The sequence below is a fragment of the Microlunatus flavus genome, assembly GCF_900110855.1.
Classification (GTDB): Bacteria; Actinomycetota; Actinomycetes; order Propionibacteriales; family Propionibacteriaceae; genus Microlunatus; species Microlunatus flavus.
The window spans coordinates 206,441-231,500 of sequence record NZ_FOFA01000002.1 but is presented as its reverse complement, the minus strand read 5'-3'; the positions used below and the strand labels follow the sequence as shown (position 1 = coordinate 231,500).

Sequence of the window (25,060 nt, the reverse complement as noted above, 5' to 3'; positions counted from 1 at the left end):
GTTACGCGCGAAACCTTGCCAAGCGATGCAGTCCTCCGAGAGGCTGCCGGAAAACACGCACGCTCGAAGGAACGTCCCGCTTCCCCACCCGACCGCACGGTCACGAGTCACGAGGACGACCGCATGACGCAGACGCAGGACCCCACCGAGGCCTCCGGCGACGCACCGGGCAACAGCCTCGACGCCGAGCAGGCCGGCTACCAGCAGACGCTGGGCAGCCGGCACGTGCAGATGATCGCCATCGGCGGCGCCATCGGCACCGGACTGTTCCTGGGCTCGGCCTCCCGCCTCCACAGCACCGGCCCGGCCCTCATCATCAGCTACGCCGTCGTCGGCGTCATCGCCTACTTCCTCATGCGCGCGCTCGGCGAGCTCGTGCTGCACCGCGCCACCTCCGGCGCCTTCGTGTCGTACATGCGCGAGTTCTTCGGCGAGAAGTGGGCCTTCGTCACCGGCTGGGTCTACTGGCTGAACTGGGCCCTGACCGGCATCGCCGAGCTCTCGGCCGTCGGCCTCTACATGCAGTACTGGTTCCCGACGCTGCCGACCTGGATCACGGTGCTCGTCTCCCTGGTCGTGGTGCTGTCGGTCAACCTGCTCTCGGCCCGGGCGTTCGGCGAGTTCGAGTTCTGGGCCGCCATCCTCAAGGTCGGCGCGATCGTGATCTTCCTCGTCGTCGGCCTCGTCGTCGTCATCGGCGGGCTGTCCATCGGCGGGCACAAGGCCGGCTTCCAGAACCTGTGGAGCAACCCGGGCGGCTTCTGGCCGAGCAGCGGCGACTACAACTGGTACGGCCCGATCCTCGTCATGTCCGGCGTCGTGTTCGCGTACGCCGCCATCGAGATGGTCGGCGTCGCGGCCGGCGAGATGGCCGACGCGGAGAAGGAGGTGCCGAAGGCCGTCCACGCGGTGATCTTCCGCATCGCCGTCTTCTACATCGGCTCGATCCTGCTGCTCGTCTGCATGCTGCCGACCCAGGACTACAAGGCCGGCACCAGCCCGTTCGTCACCGTCTTCGAGCGGCTCGGCTTCGGCTGGATGAGCGCGGTCATCCAGGCCATCCTCATCGTCGCCGCCATGTCGAGCCTCAACTCCGGGCTCTACACCACCGGCCGCGTGCTGCGCAGCCTCGGCATGAGCAAGCAGGCCCCGAAGTTCACGCTCAAGATGAGCAAGTCGGGCGTGCCCTTCGCCGGCATCCTCATGACCTCGATCGTCTTCGTGCTCGGCTCGGTGCTCAACGCCCTCACCCCGGACGCGTTCGAGATCGCGGTCGAGGCGACGTCGATCATGATCCTGTGGACCTGGGCCACGATCTTCCTCTGCCAGATCCGGCTGAGGAAGCTCAGCGACGCCGGCGTCGTGCCGGCGAGCCCCTTCCAGGCGCCGGGGTCGCCGTACACGAGCTACATCGGCCTCGCCTTCCTCGCGCTCGTGCTGATCGGCCTGGCCGTCTCGGGCTGGCAGGCCAGCGACGAGTTCCTGCACAAGACGAGCTTCCTGTGCGTCGTCTTCGGCATCCCGCTCCTCGCCCTCGCGCTGGCCATCGGCTGGCGCGTGGTCAAGCCGCGGGTCATGGCCAACACGGGCGGGCGCATCGAGTCCGTCTGGACGCTGGACGGCCCGCGCTACGGCAACGACGTCACCCCGGACGCCCTCGACCGCGACAAGCAGGACGACACCACCACCGCCGGCTAGCCAGCCGGCGGCCCCCCACGGAGCGAAGGAGCACCACGGTGGACGCAGCGCGAGACCCCCGACCTGGACGGGTCGCGCTCGCGGCTGCGTCCGCCGCCCTCCTCGCCGCCCTCGCCGGGTGCGGAGGATCGGCGGAGCCGAACGCCTCCCCGTCGCTCGTACCGGGGGCCTCGAGCGGCGGCAAGCTCACCATCGGGATCCCCTTCGACGAGCCGGGCATCGGCGTCAAGGACGGGGACTCCTACAGCGGCTTCGACGTCGAGACGGCGAAGTACGTCGCGGCGGCCCTCGGCGTCCCGGCGGCGAACATCACCTGGGTCGAGGCCGAGGGCGACCAGCGCCAGCAGCTGCTGCAGTCGGGCGGGGCGGACCTGATCGTCTCCACCTTCTCGATCACCGACGAGCGCAAGCAGGTCGTCGACTTCGCCGGGCCCTACTTCGACGCCGAGCAGGACCTCCTGGTCCGGCGCAACGAGGAGGACATCACCGGCCCGTCCACCCTGGGCGGCCGGACGCTGTGCACCGTGCCGGGCACGACGTCGGCCGACAACGTCCTCAAGCGCTACCGCGGCCGCATCACGCTGCTGGAGAAGCCGCGCTACTCCGAGTGCGTGTCCGCGCTCGCCTCGAGCGACGTCGACGCGGTCACCACCGACGACGTCATCCTCGCCGGCTTCGCCGCGGAGCCGCAGTACAAGGGCAAGCTCCGCGTCCTCGGCAAGGGCTTCTCGACCGAGCGCTACGGGATCGGGGTCAAGAAGGGCGACAGCCAGCGGGTGGAGCAGGTGAACGCCGCGCTCAAGGAGTACGTCTCTGACGGGTCCTGGAAGGCGGCGCTCAACAAGACCGTCGGTCCGTCCGGCTACCGCCTCCCCAGCCCGCCGACGATCGGCTGAGCGCGCCCCGCCCGCGACGGGGCGGAGCGCGTCCCGGTCCGGCCTCAGCCGACGACGAAGGTCTTCGAGGTCGCCTTCGACGCCCGCGTGGTGTCGTCGCCCGCGAAGGCGACGACGAAGCGCAGGTCCTTGTGCTTGCGCGCCGTGTCGAGCTGCAGGGTGAGCCGGCCCTGGTCCAGCTGCTCGTCGCTCTGGTCCTCGGTCTTCCAGTGCCCGCCGGACCGGCGCTGCAGCTGCACGTGCACGACCTCCGCCGTGGACGGGTCCACCGCGACGTCGAGGACGACGCGCGAGGCCTTCGTGTAGCGCAGCTTGTGGTGCTTGGTCGTGTGCTTGCCGTGCAGCGTCGCCGTGGTCTTCGACGACACCGTCCAGGAGGCCTTGGCCGTCGACGACGGCTGGTGCGTGTCGTCGCCCGCGTACGCGGCGGAGAGCCGCCCGCCGGAGGTCACCTTGCGGCTCAGGCTCGCCACGCCCTTCGCGTCGGTCTTCACGACGACCGTGACGTCCCTCTCCCCCTGCCGCTCCAGGGTGAAGGTGACCGGCACGCCCGCGCGCGGCTCGGCCAGGGCGGCGCTCGCGCGCAGGGTGCCCGTACGACCCGAGGGCGAGGTGACCTTGCCGAGCGTCAGGGTGGTGGGCTCCTGCACCGAGGCGGAGGTGAGCCAGACGGGGCCGTCCCACGCGTCGCCGACGAGCGCGTAGACGCGGCGGCCGTCGGCCGAGAACGCCAGGGTGCCGGGCACGGCGGCCGGCTCGGTGGACGCCGGCGTGGGGTTCGCAGAACCCGACACGAGCAGGTCGGCGGTGCCGTGCGCGAAAACGAGCAGGTTCGACTCCTCGTTGTTCCGGCCCACCGCCACACGGGAGCCGTCGGGGCTCAGGGCGACGCCGCTGGAGTATGCGCCGGTCTCGTAGGTGGTGCGCGCGGTCTGCAGGTCACGCGCGAAGCTGCGCAGGACGTACGGGTAGCCAGACGACACGTAGACCGTCTCGCCGTCCGGGCTGACCGCCAGGTCCTGGAGGTTGCTGCCGCTGATGTCGGACTCCCCGACCTTCGTCAGCGTCGCCCCGGAGACGTCGTAGGCGTAGGTGACGGCGGGGCTCTGCGCGGGGACGCCTGCGACCAGGGTGCTGCCGCCGGCCGCCAGGACGGGCGGGCCGTAGAAGAAGGTGCTGACGCCGCTCGCCGCCGGGGCGCCGCCGGTGACGGCGTCGACCGAGGCGATGTGGCCGGCACCCGCGTCGCAGCCCGCGGAGTAGAAGAGCCGGTCCCCCACGAGCGCGACGTCGGTCGGGCAGGGGTCGGTCGCGAAGCGGCGGACCGCGAGCGTCGTCGTGTCCACGGCCGCGACCTGCGCGGCGCCGCGGAGGGCCACGTAGACCGTGCCGGCGTCGGCGGAGACGACCTCGCCGGCGGCCCCGGCGAGGCCGTCGAGCGTGCCCCGCACGGTGCCGTCGCCGTCGAGGACCAGGACCTCGTCGTCGCCGCTGAGGAACAGGTGGTCGTGGGCGAAGACCATCGACCGCGGTTGGTGGACGCCCAGGGCGTGCGTCGGCAGGACGGTCGTCGCCCCCACGGCGCCGGAAGGCATGGCCAGGGCGGCGGCGGCGAGCGAACCCGCGACGGCGACGACGGCCGTACGCAGGGCAGGACGGGTGAGGCGCACAAGAGCTCCAAGCACGGTCGTGCGCCGCTCCCCGACGCGCGGGCCACGTCCCCCGTGGCGAGGTGAAGCATAGGCATGCTGAGCGTTCTTGGGGCGGTTCTCAGCCAACTGGTGTGTGCCACGATGAGGCGGTGCGGACGCCGGCGGACGAGGAGGGCGCGCAGCCCCTGGAGACCTTCCTCGCCGGGCACCCGCCGTTCGACTCCCTCGACCGCTACGCGCTCACGACGCTGGCCGAGGCGGCCACGCTCGAGCGGTTCTTTGCCGGCGAGACCGTCCTCGACGCCTTCGCCTCCCCCACGGTCGAGGTCTTCGTCGTCGTCGAGGGCCGGGTCGGGCTCTGGAACGACGCCGACCAGCTGGCCGGGCCGGCGCAGGAGCGGGTCGGGAGCGGCGGGCTCTTCGGCTTCTCGGCCATGCTCACCGGCCAGCCCGTCGGACCGCGGGCGGTGGCGCTGCGCCCCTCGACGGTGGCGCGCCTGCCCGAGGCCGCCGTCCTGCCCGCCTTCACCTCCCCCGGCGGCAGCCGCTTCCTGGCCAGCGAGGTCTCCTCCGCGCTGCACGGCCACGAGACGCCGACGTACTCGGTCGTGTCCGACCTGGTGCGCACCGAGCCGCTGGTGGTCGAGGGGCGCCGACCCGTCGCCGAGGCCGTCCGGGCGATGACCGAGCACGGCCACGGCTACTGCGTGGTCCGGCTCCGCGGCGGACGGCTGGGGCTGCTCACCGACCGCCTCGTCCGCGAGCGCGTGGTCGCCGGGGCCTACCCGCTCGACGCGCCGGTCTCGGAGGTGGTCGACCGCGACCCCGTCCACGTCGCCCCCGACGACTCCGTCCTCGAGGCCGTGGTCGCCCTGCTCGACCGGGAGGCCGACTACGTCCTGGTGACCGACCGCGACGGCGACCTGCGCGGGGTCGTGTCCCCCCGCGACGTCGTCGTCGCGCCGGGCAACGCAGGGGCCGGGCTGCAGGAGCAGCTGCGCCGCGCGCCCGACGCCGGCACGCTCGCGGCCACCGGGCAGCGGCTCCCGGCGCTGCTGGCCGACCTGGTCCGGCGCGGCCTCGGCTCAGCGCGCGTCCTGGCGGTGCACTCCACCCTCGTCGACGCCTGCGTGCGCCGGGCGATCGAGCTCGTGCTGGCCGAGCACCCCGACCTGCCGGCCGACGGCTTCACGTGGCTCAGCATCGGCAGCAACGGCCGGCGGGAGGCCGTCCTGTCCTCCGACGTCGACTCGGCGGTGTCGTTCGCCGACGACCTGCCGCCGGAGACGGTGGAGGCGTACCGGCGCGCGTTCGGCGAGGTGCACGCGCTGCTCGGGCGCGCCGGTCTCGGCCACGACCGCCACGGCGCGGCCGCGTACCGGCGCGAGTTCTCGCGGACCAACGCCGACTGGCGCGCGGCCGCGCAGGACTGGCTCGACAACCCGATCAAGGCCCAGGGGGCGATGATGACGTCGCTGCTCGTCGACGCCCGGCCCGTGTGGGGCGACCCGGGCCTGCCCGCCGTCGCCCGCGTGTTCGGCGACCTGCGCGCGCACCCCCTGACCATGCGGCTGCTGCTGCTGGAGTCGCTCGCCTACCGGGCCCGGCTGCGGTCCGTGCGCGACCTGCTCGCCCGCCGTCCGGAGACGTTCGACATCAAGGCGCACGCGCTGCTGCCCATCACGAACATCGCCCGCTGGGCCGCGCTCAGCGCGGGCACGACCGTGCTGCCCACCCCGGAGCGGCTGCGCGAGTCGGGCAGCAGCGAGATGCTGCCCGCGGCCCAGGCCCGCACGCTGGCCGAGGTGTTCGAGGTGCTGCAGGGCGTCCGGCTGCAGGCCCAGCTCGACCAGGTCGAGCGCGGGGAGCGGCCCTCCGACGTGCTCCGCCTGGAGCACCTCTCCCCCCTCGACCGCAGCGTCATCGCCTCCGCGGTCCGCGAGGTCGCCGCCGTCCAGCGGCGCATGGACAACCTAAGCGCCTGGCTCCCCGCCGAGGAGTGGGCCGTCTCCTGACCTGAGTGCCACGGTCCTGAGCTGTCGAAGGGCCCGGAGACGCTCCCTGAGCCTGTCGAAGGGCAACCCTGGGGCGTACGGGACGACAGCCGGCGGGGCGCGCCGCTGCCTGGACGACCTCCCGGGAACGACACGCTCTTCGTCGTTCCCGGGAGGTCGGAAGGCAGCGGACCCGAGCGCAAGCCGCGTCGGAGCGCAGCGGAGACGATCGATTCAGTAGCGGTACTCGTCGGTCTTGAACGGGCCCTCGACCTGGACGCCGAGGTAGGCGGCCTGGCTCTCGGTGAGTTCGCTGAGCCGGACGCCGAGCGCCTCGAGGTGCAGGCGAGCGACGAGCTCGTCGAGGTGCTTGGGCAGCGTGTAGACGCCCAGCGGGTAGTCCTCGTGCTTCGTGTAGAGCTCGATCTGCGCGAGCACCTGGTTGGTGAACGAGTTGCTCATGACGAAGCTCGGGTGCCCGGTGGCGTTGCCGAGGTTCATCAGCCGGCCCTCGCTGAGCAGGATGATGGAACGCTCGTCGTCCGTGCCGGCGTCGAAGACCCACTGGTCGACCTGCGGCTTGATGTTCACGCGCGTCACGTCGGGGCGGCGGACCAGGCCGGTGACGTCGATCTCGTTGTCGAAGTGACCGATGTTCGACACGACGGCCTGCGGGCGCATCCGGCTCATCTGGTCGGCGGTGATGACGTCCTTGCAACCGGTCGCGGTGACGTAGATGTCGCCCTCGGCCAGCGCGTCCTCCAGGGTCGTGACCTGGAACCCGTCCATCGCCGCCTGCAGCGCGCAGATGGGGTCGACCTCGGTGACGATGACCCGCGCGCCCTGGCCGCGCAGCGCCTCCGCGCAGCCCTTGCCGACGTCGCCGTAGCCGCAGACGACGGCCACCTTGCCGCCGATGAGGACGTCGGTCGCCCGGTTGAGCCCGTCGATCAGCGAGTGACGCGTGCCGTAGCGGTTGTCGAACTTGCTCTTGGTCACCGAGTCGTTGACGTTGATCGCCGGGAACAGCAGGCTCTCGTTGCGCAGCATCTCGTACAGCCGGTGGACGCCCGTCGTCGTCTCCTCGGTGACGCCCTGGATGCTGTTCGCGATCGCGATCCAGTCGACGCCCTCGTCGAGGGTCTTGTTGATCAGCGCCTTGAGGACCTTGACCTCGTCGGAGTCGTCGTCGGTGGCCTCGGGCCGCACGCCGGTCTTCATCGCCTCGACCGCGAGGTGCACGAGCAGGGTGGCGTCGCCGCCGTCGTCGAGGATCATGTTCGGCTGCTCGTCGCCGGGCCAGTCGAGCACCTCGCGCGTGCAGTCCCAGTACTCCTCGAGCGTCTCGCCCTTCCAGGCGAAGACCGGGACGCCGTTCGGGGCGTCGGGGGTGCCGTCGCCGACCACGATCGCCGCGGCCGCCGGGTCCTGGGTGGAGAAGATGTTGCAGCTGGCCCAGCGCACCTCGGCGCCCAGGGCGACGAGGGTCTCGATGAGCACGGCGGTCTGGACCGTCATGTGCAGCGAACCCGCGATGCGGGCGCCGGCCAGCGGCTGCTCGTCGCCGTAGCGGGCGCGCATGGCCATGAGGCCGGGCATCTCGTGCTCGGCGAGGGTGATCTCCTTGCGGCCGAGCGGGGCGAGCGAGAGGTCGGCGACGCGGAAGTCCATGCTCCCCAGGCTACCGACCGCCGGCACCCCTCCGTACGCGCGGACGAGGCGCGGCCGGACCCGTACCGGGCCCGCCGGCGAGCCGTGGCTCGAGGGTCAGTGGGCCGGCGCCGACGGCCGCTCGGGACGCGGCGCGGGGGTGTAGTCGGCGCGGTAGATGTCGGGCTCGAGGTAGAGCGAGGTGACCATCGGCTCCGCCTCGCGGATGGCCCCCTCGGCCCGGTCGATGATGTCGGCGACCTCGACGGCGCGGTCGGCCGGGCTGACCGCGATCTTGGCCGCCACGAGGATCTCCTCGGGGCCCATGTGCATCGTCTTCATGTGGATGATCCGCTCCACCCCCTCGGTGCCGGCGAGGGCGCGCTCGATGTGGCGCTGCACCTCGGGCCCGGCGGCCTCGCCGAGCAGCAGGCTCTTGGTCTCCACGGCCAGGGTGATGGCGACGGCGACCAGCAGCAGGCCGATCAGCGCGGTGCCGATGACGTCGAAGATCCCGTTGCGGGTGAGCAGCGTCAGCCCGATCCCGAGGAACGCGAAGACCAGGCCGATCAGCGCCGCGAAGTCCTCGAGCAGGATGACGGGCAGCTCGGGCGCCTTGGCGGCGCGGATGAACTTCGGCCAGGTCTGCTTGCCCCGCGTGCGGTTCGACTCGCGCACCGCGGTGCGGAACGACAGCCCCTCGGCGACGATGGCGGCGCCCAGCACCAGCAGCGGGACCCACCACCAGCGCCCGTCGAGCAGGGAGTCGGGGTGACCGAGGTGGATCTCGTGCCACTTGTGGTACGCCTCGTAGAGCGCGAAGAGCCCGCCGACGCTGAAGAGCACGACGGCCACGATGAAGCCGAAGACGTAGCGCTCGCGGCCGTAGCCGAACGGGTGCTCCGGGGTCACGCCCTTCTTGGCCCGCTTGCCGCCGACGAGCAGCAGCACCTGGTTGCCCGAGTCCGCCACCGAGTGGATCGCCTCGGCCAGCATCGACGAGGCGCCCGTGAGCGCCCAGGCGCCGAACTTCACCAGCGCGATCGCCAGGTTGGCGGTCAGCGCCGCCACGACGGCCTTGGTCCCGCCCTCTGCACTCACAGGGGCGATCTTGTCAGAACCGCGCAGCCTGCTCCTGCACGCGCGGTCCGGCCGAGCCGTCCGCGGGGTCGTCGAGCACCCCGCGCAGGCGGCGGAAGCAGTCCGTCATGTACGCGCCCAGCGGCCGTTCGTCGGGCGCGTCGAGCCACGCGTCGAGGGCCACGTGGAGGACGACGACGGCGAGCTCGGCGACGAGCGCCGCCTCGACCGCATCGGTCCCCCGCGCCTCCAGCGCCGGTCGGATCACCCCGACGAGGTCGGCGCGCTTCTGGGCGTCGCGCTCGCGCAGGGTCGCCTCGGCCCGGACCAGGTCCCGGCGCTGCCGGACCTCGTCGCGGCGACCGTCGAAGCGTTCGGCGGCCACGCGCTGGAGCCCCTGCTCGACCACTGCGACCGCGTCCAGGCCGGGCGGGGCCTCCTCCAGGAGCCGCCGCGCGCGGGCCGCGACCTCGTCCCCGGCGTACAGCACCTCGCGCTTGTCGGCGAAGTGCCGGAAGAAGGTTCGGGTGGTCAGGCCGGCCCGGGCGGTGATCTGCGGAACCGTCGTCGCGGAGAAGCCCTGCTCGACGAACAGCTCGAGCGCCGCCCGCTCCAGGCGCCCGCGCGCGTCCGGCTCCCACCTGCCCACACCTCGACCCTACCGACGACACTGCGTGTCATACTGCTCGAGGACGACGACACGACGTGTCATCAGCGAGGGAGTGAGTGGGATGGACGAGGTCTGGATCCTGGGAGGCACCGGGCGTACGGGACGGGCGGTCGCGTCGGCCCTCGCGGGCAGCGGTGCAGAGCCCGTGCTGGTGGGGCGCGACCCCGACCGGCTGCGGGCGGCCGCTGCGGAGGGCGGGCACCGCACCCTCGCGCTGCCGGACGTGCGGGCGATGGCCGGGGCGGTCGCCCGGGAGCACCCCGCGATCGTCCTGAGCACGGTCGGGCCCTTCACCACCTCGGCCCCGCGCCTGGTCGACGCGTGCCTCGCGGCCGGCAGCGACTACGTCGACGTCGCCAACGACCTCGCCGCCGTCCCGGCCGTGCTGGCCCGCCACGCCGAGGCCGAGCGGGCCGGACGCACGCTGGTCACCGGCGCCGGCTTCGGCGTCGCCGCGACCGAGAGCGTGGTGGTGCGGCTGTGCGACGGCTCTCGCCGGGCCGTCCACGTCCGGACCGACATGCTGCCCTCGATGGCCTCCGACGGCGGCCTCGTGGGCGAGGCCCTCGCCGGCACCGTGCTGGAGGGCCTCCCCGGCGTCCCGGGCGGCGGTCGGTTCACGGGCCGGCGCTACCGCCACGGACGCCTCTCCGCCGCACCGATCGGTGGCGAGGTGCGCGAGCTGGTCACCCCGGGCGGCGATCGGGTGCGGGCCGGGCTGATGCCGCTCGGCGAGCTCGTCGCCGCCCAGCGCGCCAGCGGGGCCCCCTCGGTCGACTGCGCTTCCGGCGCAGCACCGTCGGCCGCGGCCCGCACGGCCCTGCGGCTCGGGTCCGGCCTGCTGCACGTCGGGCCGCTGCGGCGGTTCGCGACCCGGCGGCTCGCGGCGGTGCGGCTGCCGGCCCGACCGGCGCCCCGGTCCCACTCGTGGGGTCACGCGACGGTGACGTGGGAGGACGGCACGCGCAGCGAGGGCTGGCTGCGCCTGCCGGACGCGCAGGTCGCCACCGTCGCCTTCGCCGCCGAGGTGTGCCGGCGCCTCGCGCGGGGCGAGGGTCGTCCCGGCGCGTTCACCCCGGCAGCGCTGTTCGGCCCCGACCTGGCGACCAGCGTCGGCGGGGAGTTCGTGGACCCCGACGGCGCCGACGACCCCGGTCAGTCCTCCGAGGTGCGCCCGAGGCCGACGGAGAGGTAGACCGCCGCGAACATGCCCGTCTGCAGCAGGGCGGCGTAGCGCTCGACGTCGGAACCGTGCCGGTGCTGCACCACGCTCGCCCGCACGTCGGCCCGTTCGGCCGCGGCGACGAGGCGACCGTGATCGGCGCGGACCACCGGGGAGGAGTTGCCGTCGTCGAGGAGGACCAGGCACGGGCGCCGGTCGGCCGACAGGCCGTCGGTGAAGGGGTCGGCGAACGGGTCCCGGGCGGTCGTCGCCTCGACGATCGGCAGCAGCGCGTCGGCGTCGGCGGCCAGGGCGGCCCGACCGCTCGCGGCCCGCAGCGCCTCGGCCACCCGCCGGCTGGCGCGCGCGGCCAGCGTCGACCCGCCCCAGACCAGGGGCTGGGCGTCGGCCATGCACAGGGCGAGGTCCTTGGCCGGGTTCTCCGACACGTCGGCGTACGGCGAGCAGTCGCGGGCGACCTCGTCCATCGTCGCGGCGACGGCCTCCGGGTCGACGGCCGGGCCGAGGTCCATGGTGTGCAGCGCGTCGAGGGCGACCACCGCCGCCGCGAACGGGTCGGCGGTCGCGGTGGGCAGCAGGACCGTCGACGAGCCGGCGGCGTGCTCGGCGACGAGCGACGAGGCGGGGCAGGCGATCAGCAGCATCGCCCCGCGGCGCACGGCCTCGTGCACGGTGGCCATCAGCGAGGCCGGCGCCACGTCGCTGGCCATGACGACGACGAGGTCGAGCGCACCCACCCAGCCGGGGAGGCCGTGGTGCGGCCAGGCCACGAGGGGCACGGGGCAGACGGGCTCGAGGATGGCGCGGATGAAGCGGGCCTCGCTGCCCGCGGCCACCAGCGCGCGGGGTCGCGGCAGGCTGCGGAGCCGGTCGATCGGCTCGCCCGCGTCGGCGGTCTCGCGCCGCACGCGTGAACCGGCCTCCGCCAGCCGGCGCACGATCGCGTCCGCGCCGGCGAGGGCCTGCGCGTCGTCGAGGGCGCTGTCGTCGAAGACGGTCACCCGGGTCAGCGCCCGGCGCCGGCGGGGTCGGACCCCGGGCGTCGGGCCTCGTCGACCAGCAGCACCGGGATGCCGTCGCGGACCGGGTACGCCAGCCCGCAGTCGGGCGTCTGGCACACCAGCTCGTCGCGCTCGTGGTCGACGGCCAGCGGCCCGTGGCAGTTCGGGCACGCCAGGATCTTCAGCAGCTCCGGGGCCAGGTCGACCGCCACGGTGACTCCTCCACTCGTCGTCGCCCGGGCTCTGGCCGGGCGTCGCTGCGGAGTCTAACCAGGCCCGCGCACCCCGCCGAGGACGTCGGCCGCGGCCTCGCGGTGCATCTCCACCAGGCGCTCGGCCTGCGTACGGGCCCGGGCCTCGAGCACGTCGAGACGCCCGCGCTCCTCCGCGGTCAGGAAGTCGCCCGTCCGTGCGGCCTGCCAGCCGGCGATCTTGACGTGCACCGTGGCGATGAGGCCCTCCAGCTCGACGACGTCGCTGAGCGGCGAGCGGCGGACGAGGCGCCCGTTGGGCTTGAGCCGCCCGAGCCGTTCGGTGAGGCGGGTGCCGGCGACCTGCACGGGCGAGGAGGAGACGCCGAGGCGGCGCATCACGGCCTCGTTGAAGTCGAGGTCCTCGCGGGCCTCCTCGCGCAGCCGCCGCAGCCCGTCGGCCCAGGGGCGGGCGCCCTGCGCGGACGCCGCGCGGCCGAAGAGGTCGACCGCGGCGCGGCCGCCGGCCTGGTGGTTGCGCAGCAGGACGACGAGGGGGCTCGGCACCGCCGGACCGTACCCCGCCTCAGGCACGGATGACGGCGAGCGCGTCGTCGCGCAGCGCGGCCATGGCCTCCTCGGTCCGCGCCTCCACGTTGAGGCGCAGGAACGGTTCGGTGCCCGACGGCCGGACGTTGACCCACCAGTCCGGGCCGCTGACGGTGAGGCCGTCGACCCGGTCGGCCTCGCCGCGCCCCGCGAACGCCGCGGCCACCGCGTCGACCGTCGCCGCCTGGTCGGCGACCTCGGAGTTGATCTCGCCGGAGGCCGCGTAGCGGGTGTAGCCGGCGGCGAGCTCGGACAGCGGCGCGTCGCCGTGGCCGACCAGCGCCAGCACGTGCAGCGCCGCGAGCAGACCGGTGTCGGCGCCCCAGAACTCGCGGAAGTAGTAGTGCGCCGAGTGCTCGCCTCCGAAGACGGCGTCGTGCTCGGCCATCGCCGCCTTGACGAACGTGTGCCCGACCTTCGTCACCACGGTCGTGCCGCCGTGCTCGGCGACGACCTCGGCGACCGAGCGCGAGGTGATCTTGTTGACCACCACGGTCGAGCCGGGGTGCCGGTCGAGCTCCTGCGCGGCGATCAGCGCGGTCACGGCCGACGGGCTCACCACCTCGCCGCGCTCGTCGATGATGAAGCAGCGGTCCGCGTCGCCGTCGAAGACCAGCGCGAGGTCGGCACCGTGCTCGCGCACCGCTGCGCGCGCGTCGAGGAGGTTCTCGGGGACGAGCGGGTTCGCGGGGTGGTTCGGGAAGCTGCCGTCCGGCGTCGTGTAGAGGCCGACCACCTCGATGGGTGCCGCGCCAGGTCCGGTCGGGAAGACGGCCGGGAGCGTGTGCCCGGCCATGCCGTTGCCGGCGTCGGCCACGACCTTCAGCGGCCGGATGCCCTTCAGGTCGACCAGCGAGTGGAGGTGGGCGGCGTACGCGCCCAGCACGTCGCGCTCGGTGCGGGTGCCGCGCAGCGGGGCCGGCGGGACCGGTCCGGCGGAGGCGCGGCGGGCGATGGCGACCAGCTCGGCCGAATCGATGGGGCGCGCGCCCGGGTGGCAGAACTTGACGCCGTTGTAGACGCCCGGGTTGTGGCTGGCGGTGAACATCGCGCCCGGCAGCCCGAGCGACCCGGAGGCGAACCACAGCTCGTCGGTGCTGGCCATCCCCACGTCGACGACGTCGGTGCCCGCGTCCAGGACGGCCTCGACGAAGGCCGCGGACAGCCGCGGGCCGGACAGGCGCATGTCGCGCCCGAGCACCAGCGTCCGCCCGACCAGGCCGAACACCTCGACGAGGGCGCCGCCGAGCGCGTACGCGCCGGCCTCGTCCCACTCGGGCGCGTCGCCCTCGGTGATCCCGCGGACGTCGTTGGCCTTGAAGATGACCGGCTTCAGCACGCGGGTGATCCTAGGGTCCGGCGCGTCGTGCTCCGGCCAGGGCCTGGATCAGGCGTCGGGGTCGGCGAGCACCGTGAGGTGGCCGCGGCGCCGCAGCTCGACGATGTTCGGCCGGCTGGGCTGCGCCTCGACCGACGGCGGGGCGTCGTAGGACAGCCCGACCTCGCGCACGGCGTCGGCCAGCGCCAGCAGGTCGTCCTCGGTGTGGGCGGCCGCGTCGTCGTTGGCCAGCCGGATGACCTCCCAGCCGCGCGGGACCGAGAGCGAGTGGGCGTGCGCCTCGCACAGGTCGTAGCCGTGCGGTTCCGCGCGGGTGGCCAGCGGGCCGAGCACCGCGGTCGAGTCGGAGTAGACGTACGTCAGGGTCGCCACCGCCCGGTGGGGGCACCCCGCTCGCGAGCACCGGCGCATCCCCACCCCGCGACGCTACAACCCCGCCGCCGGGGGCGACGGGAGCCGCGCCCGCGTTTCGAGGTCCCGCCCGGTGGCGCCCGGGCACGGCGGCGGTCGGACGCGGTTGCCTAGAGTGGCCGCCATGTCGAAGCGCCGGGACCGCCACGGACGCGGCCTGCGCGGACCACTCGCGCTGCCCAACCAGCTGGGCGTGCCCAGCGCGCGTCCGCCGCGGCCGGCGACGCGGGTGGCGTTCTTCGACGACGCCGTCGACGCCGCCGTGGACCGGGTGGCGCGCCAGTGCCCTGACGCCCTGACCGGCACGAGCATCGGCGTCGAGGACGTGCCGGGCTTCGACCCGTCCTGGGCGCAGGGCCGGGTCCCGCTGGCCTCGGCGGTCGGGGCGACCGGGACGCAGGGGCCGCGCGTCGTGCTGTACCGACGCCCGCTCGAGCACCGGGCCGCGAGCCGCCGCGGCCTGCGGATCCTCGTCTACCGCACCGTCGTCGAGCAGCTGAGCGCGCTGACCGGGCGCAGCGTCGACGAGATCGACCCCGACGGCCTCGGCGACGAGGACGACGACTAGCGGCTCGCGCCCGGGTCCTGCTCCACGACGGGCGGGGGGCCGGAGGTGTCGGGCGACACGAGCGGCACCGAGGCGAGGCCGGCCACGGAACCGTCCGGCTCGACCAGGTCGACCCCGCCGGTGACCGACGAGCCGTCCGGCACCGTCACCGTGACGTAGGAGGAGCCGGGCGCCGCCAGCCGTCGGGTGGCGCTGCCGCCGGCGGCCAGGAGGATGTCGCCGCCCCGGATCTCGACGCCGTCGAGGCTGCGCAGCGAGAAGCGCACGCTCACGTCGGTCGCCGCCGCGTTGGACAGCACCAGCTCGGCGTCGGTGTCGCGGGCGGTGGCGACCGCGCTCACGCCCGTCCGTACGAGGGCGGGCGTCGCCGGCTGCACGGCGATGTCGGCCTGGGCCTCGTCGCGGGCGCTCGTCGAGACCACGGCGGCGGTGACGGGCTGCTCGCTGGTGAGCGACACCCCCGACCCGGTCCCGGCGAGGCCGTCGGCGAGCTGGACGGTCCCCGAGCTCTGCGGGGCGAGGTCGAGGGTCTCGGCGCCGGCGGGCGCGAACGGTCCCTGGAGGCCGAGGACGGAGACGGTCACGGTCGTCCGGAGCTCGGTCGGGTTGGTCACGACGAGCTCGCGGGACCCGTCGTCGCCGGGGACGGCCGGGACCACGACCTGGCGGGCGGGCGCGGCCGCGGGCACGACCCAGTCGGCCCCCGCGGGCTTGTCGCCGTCGGTGCGGATGCGACGCGCGACCACCGCCACCCGGCCCTCGGTGGCCTGCACGGCGACGGTCAGGGGCCCCTCGGCGTCGACCAGCGTCGACAGGGAGACCGAACGGCTGGACCGGGCGGACACGTCGACGCCCGGGCTGCCGGGGACGGCGACGCGGCCGTTGCGGCCGTAGAAGGTGAGGTCGACGGTCGCGGTCGCGTCGTCGGGGTTGCTCAGGACGAGCTCGGTGCGGTCGGACGCCCCGGAGGCGATGCCGGGCAGCCAGGCCGAGGTCGAGGCGACGAGGCACGGGGCCGCCTCGAGGCCGGCCTCCGGTCCGTCGGAGGAGGAGTTGAGCACGCCACCGACGGCGGTCGGGGCGATGCTGCCCTCGGCCTGCAGCAGCACCGGTGAGCCGGCGCGCTGCAGCGTCGCGCCGCGGCCCTGACGGTCGACGGTCACCCCGTCCTGGCCGCCGCCACCGAGCGGGGCGAGGGTCACCCGGCCGTCGGAGGCCCCCGACCCGGTGTCGGTCGGGCCGGAGGCGACGACGACGACCGTGCCGGACGCGGCCTCGGCGGTCGAGCTCGGCAGCGGCGCGACGCTCGGGGCGCCGCTCGGGACCGACGAGGGGGTCGCGCCGGCGGTGCTGCCCGGGGCGGGCGAGCCCGACGGCGAGGCCGTGCCCGGGGACGGCGAGCTCGGGTCCTGCCCCGGTCGCAGGGTCGGGACCGCGGTCGCCCCGGGCGACGGGCTCGCGGAACCTCCGGGCGCCGCGGGGGCCGGGGGCGTGACGGCCGGGGTCGTGGCGCCCGTCCCGGGCGACGTGGGCGACGCGGGCGAAGACGACGGCGCGGACGAGGACGGCGTCGCGGTGGGCGCACCCTCGGTCCCGGCGGTGGTCGGCGTCACCACGGCGGTCGGCGCCGGCGCGGGCGTCGGCGGCGGTGCGGGCGTCGGCGGCGGTGCGACGGCCGTGGCCGACGGGCTCGCGCCGGCGACCGCGTCGGGGACGCTGCCGACGGTGCAGACGGCGTCGGCCTGCCCGGGAGCGACGGTCACCAGCTCGCGGGCGTCCGGCTGCTGGGAGCGCAGGAGCGTGCCCGCGACGACGACGAGGGCGAGCACGACGAGCACCACGACGAGGGTGAGGCCGCGGCGCAGCGGTCCGGCCGTACGGGTGGGGCGGGCCATCAGGTGCTCACCTCGCTGAGGGTCGCGGCACGCCGCGCGGACAGGGCGGGGTCGCGGACGTCGGGGCGGCGGATGCCGGGGGCGGCGAGCACGAGGGCGATGAGCAGGGCGGCGCCCTGGAACGGCAGCAGCCACGACGCCGGGCTCGTCAGGCGCCAGTCGACGGTGCCGCCGCTCGCCGGCACCACGAAGCCCTCCTGCCACCCGTCGACGACGCGCGGCAACGTGCTGCCCCCGAGCTCGGCCCGCCAGCGGGGGTCGGCGGCCTCGCCGACCAGCAGGTGCCGCTCCCCCGTCCCGGGCGGCACGGCGGCGGGCGCGCGGGTCACGGGGACGTCGGGCTCGGTCGACGCCGGGTCGGCCGGCACGACCGTCGCGCGGCTGACGGCGGGGTCGAGCTGCCAGACGACGGTGCCGCCGGTGCCGCTCGCGGTGCCCAGCCCGGGGGTGTTGCCGATGCGCGCACGTTCCTCGTCGTCGACGCCGCGGGCGACGACGTAGCCGACCCCGAGGCGGCGCAGCCGCTGGGCGACGTCGGCGTCGGCGGAGCCCGCGACGAGGCGCGAGACCGCGTCGGTGACGTCGGCCTGGGCCGCCTGCGAGCCGCCGAACGCGAAGCCGCGGTCGGCGTCGCCCTGGCGCGGCGCGCCCTGCCGGCCGGACAGCACGCTGAAGCCGACCCGGCCGCCGTCGAGGTCGAGCGCCAAGACGCGCGGCGCGGCGTCGGAGGCCATCGCGACGCTGACGTACGTGGGCAGCAGGTCGAGCCGTTCGCGGTCGACGGGCCCGCGTGCGCCGGCCCAGACCCACCAGACAGCACCGCCGAGGGCCACCACCGTGACGGCGACGCCCGCGAGGACGGCCGCCGGCTGCACCCAGCTGAAGCTGCGGCCGGCGACGTCGCCGGACAGCCCGTCGGAGCCCACGGCGCCGGCGAGCAGGAGCGCGGCGAAGGTCACGAGGAGCAGCGCGCCGACCCAGGGACGCACCTCGGTCCCCAGCGGGGGCACGTCGACGACCAGCCGGGAGGCGAGCACGGCCAGCGCCAGGCTCGCGACGGCGGTGGCCCAGGCTGACAGCACGACACGGCTCGTCGGCCGGCGCAGGAGGCCGAAGACCGCCGTCGCCCAGACCATGCCGAGCACGGTGGCGCCGAGCCACAGCGGCGGCAGGCCCGCACCGAGGCCGCGGCCGAGCAGGAGCCCGAGGACGCCGGGCGCCGCGCCGGCGCCGTCGAGGGCCGCGTCCGGCCCGACGAGCAGGCGGCCCGGGGCCAGGATCAGCGTGGGCCACCAGGGCAGCCAGACGACCAGCGGGAGCCCGAGGGCGATGCCGATGCGGCCGATCTTGCGCGGCGTCCGGCGCAGCGCGACCGCGCCGGCAGCGCCGAGCACGAGGGCGAGCAGCATGACCGCGGGCTGGAAGGCCGACAGCACGACCAGCACGACGCCGGCGCCCCAGCCGCCGCGCCAGGCCTCGAAGGAACGCACGCGGCGCAGCACCAGGGCACGGACCGCCATGACGAGCAGCGGCAGCCCGACGCTGAACACGCTGAGCGTGAGCCGGCCCTGGTTGGTGCCGCCGAGCAGCACGGGCAGCAGCGCGTACGTGCCGGCGCACCAGAGCCGCAGGCGCTTGTCGACGACGAGCCGCAGGGTGACGGGGTAGACGGCGAGCAGCGCGAGCGGGACGACGCCGCACAGCAGCAGCGTCGTGAACCACTCGGGCTGACCGAGGGTGATCGTCGAGCCCACGGCCGTGACGGCCAGCCACGGGGGCGAGACCTCGCCGGGCGCCCCGGCGATGGGGTGCCAGACCGCCGACCAGAGGGCGCCGACGGAGCCGTACGCGGGCAGCAGGGCCGGCGCCACGAGCGAGCCGAGCCCGACGAGCCCACGGGCCGCGACCAGCGCGGCGACGACCGCGACGGCGAAGAGCACGACGCCGGGACGCAGCCACGGGTGGCGGGTGCCCTCGTCGGCCACCGAGCTGAACTCGTCGGTGGTCAGCTCGTCGATGGAGGCCGCGTCGACCTCGCCCGCCACGGAGGCGTAGCGCTCGGACAGCGCGCCGCCGAGGGTCTCCGCGGCGATCCGCAGGCTCGACCACCACGGCGGCCGCAGCGTGCGCACGACCTCGGCCGTGCCCGGGGCGGGGTCGATGGAGGCGGTGCGCCGGCGCAGCGCGCGCAGCCGGCCGGGGTGCACGACGAACGTCCAGAGCGCAGCCAGCTCGTCGCGGGAACGTCCGGGCGCCTTGCCGAGGAGGTAGCCCACGGCCAGCAGCAGGCAGCTGAGGACGAGGCGCACCCAGACGAGCGGCAGGGCGCGTCCGGGGGCGTGGCCGGCGACGACGGTCATGCCGAGCAGCCGGTCGAGGGCGCCGGGGTGGCGCCCGCCGAGCCCGCGCGGGCGCAGACCGGCCCGGCCGACCTGGCGGTGGGTCATCTCCGCGTCGGGCGTGGTGACGACGCGGTAGCCGTTCAGGTGGGCGCGCCAGCCGAACTCGACCCCGTCGCGGAACACCGGCACCGCCGGGTCGAAGCCGTCGAGGTCGCGCCAGACCGACGTGCGGACGAGCATCCCGCAGGTGGACACGCCGAGCCGCTCGGCGGGCACGTCGCGCTGGCCCTGGTCGATCTCGCCGCGGTCGATCAGCAGCTCGCGCCGACCCGTGCCGGAGATGGTGACCCCGACCTCGCTCAGCTGGTGGCTGCTCTGGCGTCGGCGCGGGAGCAGGAGCTTGGGCCCGGTCACGTCGATCGCGCGGTCGGTGGCGACGTGCGCGAGCAGGCGGTAGAGCGTGTCCGGGGCGGGCACGGCGTCGTCGTGCAGCAGCCAGAGCCAGCGCCGGTCGCGCGCCCAGTCCCCGGAACGGTCGTCCGGGACTTCCCCGTCGTGGCCGTCGCGGCCGTCGCGGTCCTGGCCGGTACGGCCGTCGTGGCCGTCGCGCCCGTCGGCGCCGGGGGCGTCGCGCAGCGCCCGGAGCACGGTCTGCGTGGAGGTGCCGGTGTCGGTCGAGCCCGTACGGGCCATGCGGTCCTGGCGCAGGGCGGAGGTGACGGCCTGACCGAAGCCGTGGCGGCGCTTGCCCGCGTACACGGCGTCGATCACGCCGTCGGCACGCGCCTGCTCCAGCAGCGCCCGCGTGGTGTCGGCGCTCCCGTTGTCGATGGCGACGACGCGGCGCGGGCGGACGTCGAGCGCGGCCAGCCCCTCCAGGGTGGCGGGCAGCCAGCGCGCGGCGTCGAAGCAGACGAGGACCGCGGTGACGTCGAAGCGGGAGACGTCGAGCCGTTCGCCCTCCGCCGGCTCGTGCGCTGCCCAGGCCCAGGGGTTCTCGTCGAGGGCGTCCCCGGCGGCGGGCGGCAGCTCGGGCCAGTCGAGGTCGCCGGGACGGCGGCCGCGCAGGCCCGACGGCGCACGGCGTACGCGGTCAGCCACGACGGGCACCGCTTCGGTGGTGGGACCCGGCCGGACGTCGGGCGGCGGACCTCAGGTCCGCGAGGCGGGGGGAGGGCGTCGCCGCGAGGCGGGGGCGCTCAGCGCCCACGGACCACGACACCGACGACACTCCCGCTGTTCTCTGCTGCCCCGCGCGGGTGCCGCGGGCGGGCGGCTCACCGGTCCTGCGGGGCAGGTCTCACGCGAGGGTCACCCGGTCGGGCGACACGTCACTCTACGTGCAAGCCCTGCTCCGGACCCAAGTCCACGCCCCTGCCGGGGCCGGGCGGAGCCGGTGCGGACGTGGCCCGCAGTGCGTCGGGCGGCCAGCAGCACGTTCCGCGGCGCGGGCGTCCGGTGGGGTCGAGGAGCGCTCACGCGCCGGCGACGGACGCCCGGGACCGACGCGTGCGCGGCGCCCGGACGGGCTGGGGTCAGACGGCGCGCTTCTTGAGCTTGCGCCGCTCGCGCTCGCTCAGGCCGCCCCAGATGCCGAACCGCTCGTCGTTGGCGAGCGCGTACTCCAGGCACTCCCCCCGCACGTCGCAGGACAGGCAGACCTTCTTGGCCTCGCGGGTCGACCCGCCCTTCTCCGGGAAGAAGGCCTCGGGATCGGTCTGCGCGCACAGGGCGCGCTCCTGCCAACCGAGCAGACCCTCGTCGGTCTCCTCGCCCTCCACCAGCATCAGCAACTCGTTCACGACCCCGCCTCCTCGACCCCGAGCGTGTGGACCAGGGCGGGCGACTTCGCGGGTCACCCGGCTGCCTGGCACGTCGTCGGCCCACGGGGTCCGCCCGCTGCCTGTGCACCGGAGGGATCCTCCGGACCGGCGATCGCTTGCGGAACAACATACGTGAAATTACATGCCTGTCAATACCTGTGAGGACGGCAAGAATGCATCAGGACGGCGTGGCGGGCCCCTGTTACCACTGTGACGAAAGATACTGATGGGTCGCCCGCAGCGCGGGACGCGAGGGCAGCAGACCCGTTCGGGACCTGGCCGGCACAAGGGCCGGACGGCCCAGCCCGGTCTCAGGTCCGGGCGGGGGGACCGTCGTGCGGACGGTCCTCGGAGAGACCGGCGGACGGCGTCTCCGGGGACGTCTCCAGGGGTGTCGCCGCGGGCGTCCCGGGGCGACGGAAGGACCAGCCTGCCTCGTCCTCCCCCGTCGACCAAGCCGGGCTCGAGCCCCAGCCCGCGGCCGGGGCGCCGCTGGCGGCCTCGCCCGCGGTGCGCCAGACCGCGCCGGCCGCGGCGTCCGGCGTCCAGGCCGGCTGGAGCTCGGGGTCGGGCTCCGCGCCGGGCGGCGCCTCGGTCTCCGACGCCGGCGGCGCCTCGAGCGCGGCGGGTGCGGCGGCACCGGCGTCGAGCGCGCTCCGGGGCGCGCGGGCGAGGGCGAGCAGCCCGACCCCCACGACGACCGGGACGGCCACGTCGGGGACCAGCCAGACCAGGCTCCAGCCGGCGACCTCGAGGTCGGTCAGGGCCAGGGCGGCGACCGTCGCGACCACCGACACCGCGGCGAGCACCGCCCCCCAGGTCGCGAGCCGGCGCAGCGCGGGGACCGCGGGGCCGAGCGCGCAGGCGGCCACGAGCACGCCCGCCAGCACGGTCAGGGCGGCGTCGCTCGCGTTGGGCGCGAGCCGGGCGGCTCCGACCGCGGTCGACCCGGCCGAGCCGACGAGCTGCGAGAGCCCGAGCAGGACCCGGGCCAGCGCGGTCAGCGTCAGCGCCGCCAGCGCGACGACGGCCAGCGGGGCCCGCAGGGTCGTCAGCCGGTCCACGCCCAGCAGCGTACGGCTGTCGCCTCGCACCGCGGTGGAACACTGCCCGGGTGCGGATCGTGGTGCTCGCGGGTGGTGTCGGAGGATCACGGTTCACCTCGGGGGTGCGCTCGGCCTACCCGGAGGCGCAGATCACGGTGGTCGGCAACACGGCCGACGACGTGACGCTGCACGGGCTGCGGATCTGCCCGGACCTCGACACCCTCATGTACACCCTCGGCGGCGGCGGCGACGCCGAGCGCGGCTGGGGCCGGCTCGACGAGAGCTGGCGTGCGGTCGAGGAGCTGCGCGCGTACGGCGCGGACGCCACCTGGTTCGGGCTGGGCGACCGTGACCTGGGCACCCACCTGTTCCGCACCTCGCTGCTCGCCGCCGGCCTCCCGCTGTCGGAGGTCACGGCCCGCCTCTGCGCCCGCTGGTGGGCGCACGACCCCGCGCTGCGGCTGCTGCCCATGAGCGACGACCGGGTCGAGACCCACGTCGACATCCCCGACCCCGGAGCCCCCGGGGGCCGGCGCTCGGTGCACTTCCAGGAGTACTGGGTGCGGCTGCACGCCGAGCCCGAGGCCCTCGCCGTCACGCGCGTCGGCATCGAGGACGCCCGCCCCGCCCCGGGTGTCGAGGACGCTCTGGCCACCGCCGACCTCGTGCTCGTCGGGCCCAGCAACCCGGTGGTCTCGATCGGCCCGATCCTCGCCGTGCCCGGGCTCCACGACGCCGTGCGGGCGACCCCGGCGCCGGTGGTCGGCTTCTCCGGCATCCTGCACGGCGCCCCCGTGCTGGGCATGGCCCACCGCCTGCTGCCGGCGATCGGCGTCGCCGTCGACGCGGCGGCGGTCGGGCGCCACTACGGCGCCCGCTCGGGCGACGGCGTCCTCGACGCGTGGGTGCTGGACGCGGGCGACGCCGCCGCGGCCGCGTCGGTCGAGGAGGCGGGGCTGCGCCCGCTCGTCGACGACCTCGTGATGAGCAGCCCGGAGGCCACGGCGGGGTTCGTGCGCCGGGCGGTCGAGCAGGTGGCTGCGTGAGCGACGCCCCGATCGGCCGGGCCGAGGTGATTGTGCTCGCCCTCGGCGGCATCGGCGAGGTGCAGGCGGGCGACGACCTCGCGGCGCTGGTGCTCGACGCCCTCGCCGCGGACCCGGCCGGTCCCCTGCGCGACGGCGACGTGCTGGTCGTGACGTCGAAGGTGGTCAGCAAGAGCGAGGGTCGTGCGGTCCCCGCCGACCGGCGCGAGGCCGCGATCCGCGAGGCCGCGGTGCACACCCTCGCGCGGCGCGGACCCACCCGCATCGTGCGGGACCGCCACGGGCTGGTCCTCGCCGCCGCGGGGGTCGACAACTCCAACGTCGACCCGGGGCACGTGCTGCTGCTGCCCGTCGACCCTGACGCGAGCGCGGCCCGGCTGCGGCAGGCGCTGCGCGAGCGCACCGGTGCCGACGTCGGCGTCGTGGTCTCCGACACCCTCGGCCGCGCCTGGCGCGTGGGCCAGACCGACGTCGCCATCGGCTCCGCCGGGGTGCGGGTGGTCGAGGACTACGCGGGCCGGCGCGACCCGTACGGCAACGACCTGCACGTGACGGCGGTCGCGCTGGCCGACGAGCTGGCCTCGGCGGCCGACCTGGCCAAGACCAAGCTGGCGGGGCGCCCCGTGGCCCTCGTCCGGGGCCTCGCGCACCTCGTCCGCGACGACGGTGGCACGGCCCACGACCTGACCCGTCCGCCGGCGCAGGACATGTTCGGGTTCGGCAGCCAGGAAGCCGTCCTCGCTGCCGTCCTCGAGGCCGTCGACCGCTCGGACCGCTACGACGAGCTGCTGGACCTGCCGCGCGCCGAGCGCGCCGCGGCGCTGCTGTCGGGTCCCGGCGCGCCGGCCCTCGACCCGGCGGCGGCCGCTCTGCTCACGCGGGTGCTGGACGCCGGTCTCGCCCGCAGCGACGGCTGAGCGCGGGCGCCGGGTCCGCGACGGCTCTCGGGCACAGCCTCGCCGACTAAGATCCTGCTTCGACCGGGCCGTCCGACGGCGGCACGACCGGTCGAGCGTCTGCTGGGCCCCTGGCCCGACCCGCGAGCCCCCGCTCGCCCGCCGCGACCCGAGGAGCCCCCATGACCCACGCACCCATGCCGAAGCCCTCGGCCGGCCGCAACGACGGTAGCGGCGCCCCGCCGCGTACCGGCGGGTCCGGCAAGGGCGGCGGCAAGGACGGCGGGAGCCGCCGCGACCGGCTCGCCTCGTTCGAGAAGGCCCGCAAGGCCGAGCAGCGCCGGCGCACGATCCTGCTGCTGGGCATCTGCGTCGTGGTCGCCGCGGCTCTGCTGGCCTACCCCGTCTACCTCGTGGCCAAGGACTCGAAGGTCACGGCCGCCGGACTGAGCGCCATCGGCGCGACCCTGGCCGACGCCGGGTGCGACCCCGTGCAGGAGAACCAGGCCACCGGCAACCAGGAGCACGTCGCCGAGGGCACGAAGGTCACCTACGACCAGTCCCCGCCGGACTCCGGCAAGCACTACCCGTCGCCGGCGGCGTTCACGAAGCACTTCTACTCGACCGACGACCGCCCCCAGCTCGAGACCCTCGTGCACAACCTCGAGCACGGGTACACGATCGCCTGGTACCGCGCGGACGCGCCCGCCGAGGACGTCAACGCGCTCCGGCAGGCCGCCGGGACCTTCGGCAGCGAGACCTACGACCCGTCGCAGAAGTTCATCGCCGCGCCCTACTCCTCGACCGACGGCGCCTTCCCCGACGGCAAGGACGTCGTCCTCGCCCGCTGGACCGCCAACCCGCAGAACCCGAGCGACCAGACGCAGCAGAAGGGCGTCCGCCAGTCCTGCACCAAGGTCAGCGGGGCGGCCATCACCGACTTCATGGCCAAGTACCCGGTCGCGAACAGCCCCGAGCCCAACGGGGCGTGACTTCTGTCCTCGCTCCGCTCGGACGCGCCCGCTGCTCTGATCCGACGCCTTCCTCCCTCCGCGTGACGCCGCCCCAGC

At 75.2% G+C, this 25,060-nt stretch carries 21 protein-coding genes; 8 read left to right on the top strand and 13 right to left on the bottom strand.

Annotation, left to right across the window (positions count from 1 at the left end; translation table 11 throughout):
- Positions 1-123 precede the first annotated feature (123 nt).
- A complete protein-coding gene (locus BMY04_RS05490; RefSeq protein ID WP_091178139.1) occupies positions 124-1,698 on the top strand; it encodes an amino acid permease in 1,575 nt (524 codons plus the stop codon).
- Positions 1,699-1,736: 38 nt separating this feature from the next.
- Positions 1,737-2,594: a glutamate ABC transporter substrate-binding protein gene (locus BMY04_RS05485; RefSeq protein ID WP_091178138.1), complete on the top strand. Its 858-nt coding sequence runs from the start codon at positions 1,737-1,739 to the stop codon at positions 2,592-2,594.
- Positions 2,595-2,638: 44 nt separating this feature from the next.
- Here the strand turns inward: BMY04_RS05485 and BMY04_RS05480 are convergent, their stop codons facing one another.
- Positions 2,639-4,264, bottom strand: a complete 1,626-nt coding sequence (locus BMY04_RS05480) for a YncE family protein (protein ID WP_091178137.1) — start codon at positions 4,262-4,264, stop codon at positions 2,639-2,641.
- Positions 4,265-4,395: 131 nt separating this feature from the next.
- Here BMY04_RS05480 and BMY04_RS05475 point away from each other — a divergent pair, with 131 nt between their 5' ends.
- Positions 4,396-6,261, top strand: a complete 1,866-nt coding sequence (locus BMY04_RS05475; RefSeq protein ID WP_091178136.1) for a putative nucleotidyltransferase substrate binding domain-containing protein — start codon at positions 4,396-4,398, stop codon at positions 6,259-6,261.
- Positions 6,262-6,474: 213 nt separating this feature from the next.
- Here the strand turns inward: BMY04_RS05475 and ahcY are convergent, their stop codons facing one another.
- From ahcY to BMY04_RS05460, 3 genes are all read right to left on the bottom strand, one after another.
- Positions 6,475-7,911 carry an adenosylhomocysteinase gene (gene ahcY / locus BMY04_RS05470; RefSeq protein WP_091178135.1) on the bottom strand — a complete coding sequence of 479 codons (1,437 nt, stop codon included), beginning with the start codon at positions 7,909-7,911 and terminating at the stop codon, positions 6,475-6,477.
- Positions 7,912-8,007: 96 nt separating this feature from the next.
- Positions 8,008-8,991, bottom strand: a complete 984-nt coding sequence (locus BMY04_RS05465) for a cation diffusion facilitator family transporter (RefSeq protein ID WP_091178134.1) — start codon at positions 8,989-8,991, stop codon at positions 8,008-8,010.
- 13 nt (positions 8,992-9,004) lie between these two features.
- On the bottom strand, positions 9,005-9,619 hold the full coding sequence (locus BMY04_RS05460; RefSeq protein ID WP_091178133.1) for a TetR/AcrR family transcriptional regulator: 615 nt from the start codon (positions 9,617-9,619) through the stop codon (positions 9,005-9,007).
- 82 nt (positions 9,620-9,701) lie between these two features.
- Here BMY04_RS05460 and BMY04_RS05455 point away from each other — a divergent pair, with 82 nt between their 5' ends.
- A complete protein-coding gene (locus tag BMY04_RS05455) occupies positions 9,702-10,835 on the top strand; it encodes a saccharopine dehydrogenase NADP-binding domain-containing protein (protein WP_091178132.1) in 1,134 nt (377 codons plus the stop codon).
- Here BMY04_RS05455 and BMY04_RS05450 read toward each other — a convergent pair.
- The 5 genes from BMY04_RS05450 to BMY04_RS05430 are packed head-to-tail and all read right to left on the bottom strand — an operon-like array spanning position 10,796 to position 14,335.
- Positions 10,796-11,824 (bottom strand): SIS domain-containing protein, encoded by a 1,029-nt coding sequence (locus BMY04_RS05450; RefSeq protein ID WP_091178131.1) that lies wholly within the window; start codon positions 11,822-11,824, stop codon positions 10,796-10,798. The two genes, BMY04_RS05455 and BMY04_RS05450, sit on opposite strands and share 40 nt — an antisense overlap.
- Positions 11,825-11,829: 5 nt before the next feature.
- Positions 11,830-12,036: a Trm112 family protein gene (locus BMY04_RS05445; RefSeq protein ID WP_170854009.1), complete on the bottom strand. Its 207-nt coding sequence runs from the start codon at positions 12,034-12,036 to the stop codon at positions 11,830-11,832.
- A gap of 54 nt (positions 12,037-12,090) precedes the next feature.
- On the bottom strand, positions 12,091-12,582 hold the full coding sequence (locus tag BMY04_RS05440; RefSeq protein WP_139209759.1) for a hypothetical protein: 492 nt from the start codon (positions 12,580-12,582) through the stop codon (positions 12,091-12,093).
- 19 nt (positions 12,583-12,601) lie between these two features.
- On the bottom strand, positions 12,602-13,963 hold the full coding sequence (manB, locus tag BMY04_RS05435) for a phosphohexomutase domain-containing protein (protein ID WP_091178129.1): 1,362 nt from the start codon (positions 13,961-13,963) through the stop codon (positions 12,602-12,604).
- Between the two features lie 48 nt (positions 13,964-14,011).
- Positions 14,012-14,335, bottom strand: a complete 324-nt coding sequence (locus tag BMY04_RS05430) for a DUF3499 domain-containing protein (protein WP_456299022.1) — start codon at positions 14,333-14,335, stop codon at positions 14,012-14,014.
- A gap of 163 nt (positions 14,336-14,498) precedes the next feature.
- Between BMY04_RS05430 and BMY04_RS05425 the strand changes: the two genes are divergently transcribed.
- A complete protein-coding gene (locus BMY04_RS05425) occupies positions 14,499-14,942 on the top strand; it encodes a metallopeptidase family protein (RefSeq protein WP_091178526.1) in 444 nt (147 codons plus the stop codon).
- Here the strand turns inward: BMY04_RS05425 and BMY04_RS05420 are convergent.
- From BMY04_RS05420 to BMY04_RS05405, 4 genes are all read right to left on the bottom strand, one after another.
- Complete coding sequence (locus BMY04_RS05420) at positions 14,939-16,837, bottom strand: DUF5719 family protein (RefSeq protein ID WP_091178128.1); 1,899 nt, start codon at positions 16,835-16,837, stop codon at positions 14,939-14,941. The genes BMY04_RS05425 and BMY04_RS05420 overlap by 4 nt on opposite strands.
- Positions 16,837-20,289 (bottom strand): glycosyltransferase, encoded by a 3,453-nt coding sequence (locus BMY04_RS05415; protein ID WP_091178127.1) that lies wholly within the window; start codon positions 20,287-20,289, stop codon positions 16,837-16,839. Before BMY04_RS05415 ends, BMY04_RS05420 begins: the two co-directional genes overlap by 1 nt.
- A gap of 425 nt (positions 20,290-20,714) precedes the next feature.
- A complete protein-coding gene (locus tag BMY04_RS05410) occupies positions 20,715-20,981 on the bottom strand; it encodes a WhiB family transcriptional regulator (protein WP_091178126.1) in 267 nt (88 codons plus the stop codon).
- A gap of 332 nt (positions 20,982-21,313) precedes the next feature.
- On the bottom strand, positions 21,314-22,066 hold the full coding sequence (locus BMY04_RS05405) for a hypothetical protein (RefSeq protein WP_139209758.1): 753 nt from the start codon (positions 22,064-22,066) through the stop codon (positions 21,314-21,316).
- 50 nt (positions 22,067-22,116) lie between these two features.
- On the opposite strand from BMY04_RS05405, the gene cofD reads away from it, so the two are divergent.
- From cofD to BMY04_RS05390, 3 genes are all read left to right on the top strand, one after another.
- Positions 22,117-23,094 (top strand): 2-phospho-L-lactate transferase, encoded by a 978-nt coding sequence (gene cofD, locus BMY04_RS05400; protein WP_091178124.1) that lies wholly within the window; start codon positions 22,117-22,119, stop codon positions 23,092-23,094.
- Positions 23,091-24,011 carry a coenzyme F420-0:L-glutamate ligase gene (locus tag BMY04_RS05395; RefSeq protein ID WP_170854008.1) on the top strand — a complete coding sequence of 307 codons (921 nt, stop codon included), beginning with the start codon at positions 23,091-23,093 and terminating at the stop codon, positions 24,009-24,011. Before cofD ends, BMY04_RS05395 begins: the two co-directional genes overlap by 4 nt.
- Positions 24,012-24,172: 161 nt before the next feature.
- The gene (locus BMY04_RS05390) at positions 24,173-24,982 is read left to right on the top strand and encodes a thioredoxin-like domain-containing protein (RefSeq protein WP_091178123.1); all 810 of its coding nucleotides are present in this window, start codon (positions 24,173-24,175) and stop codon (positions 24,980-24,982) included.
- Positions 24,983-25,060: the final 78 nt, after the last annotated feature.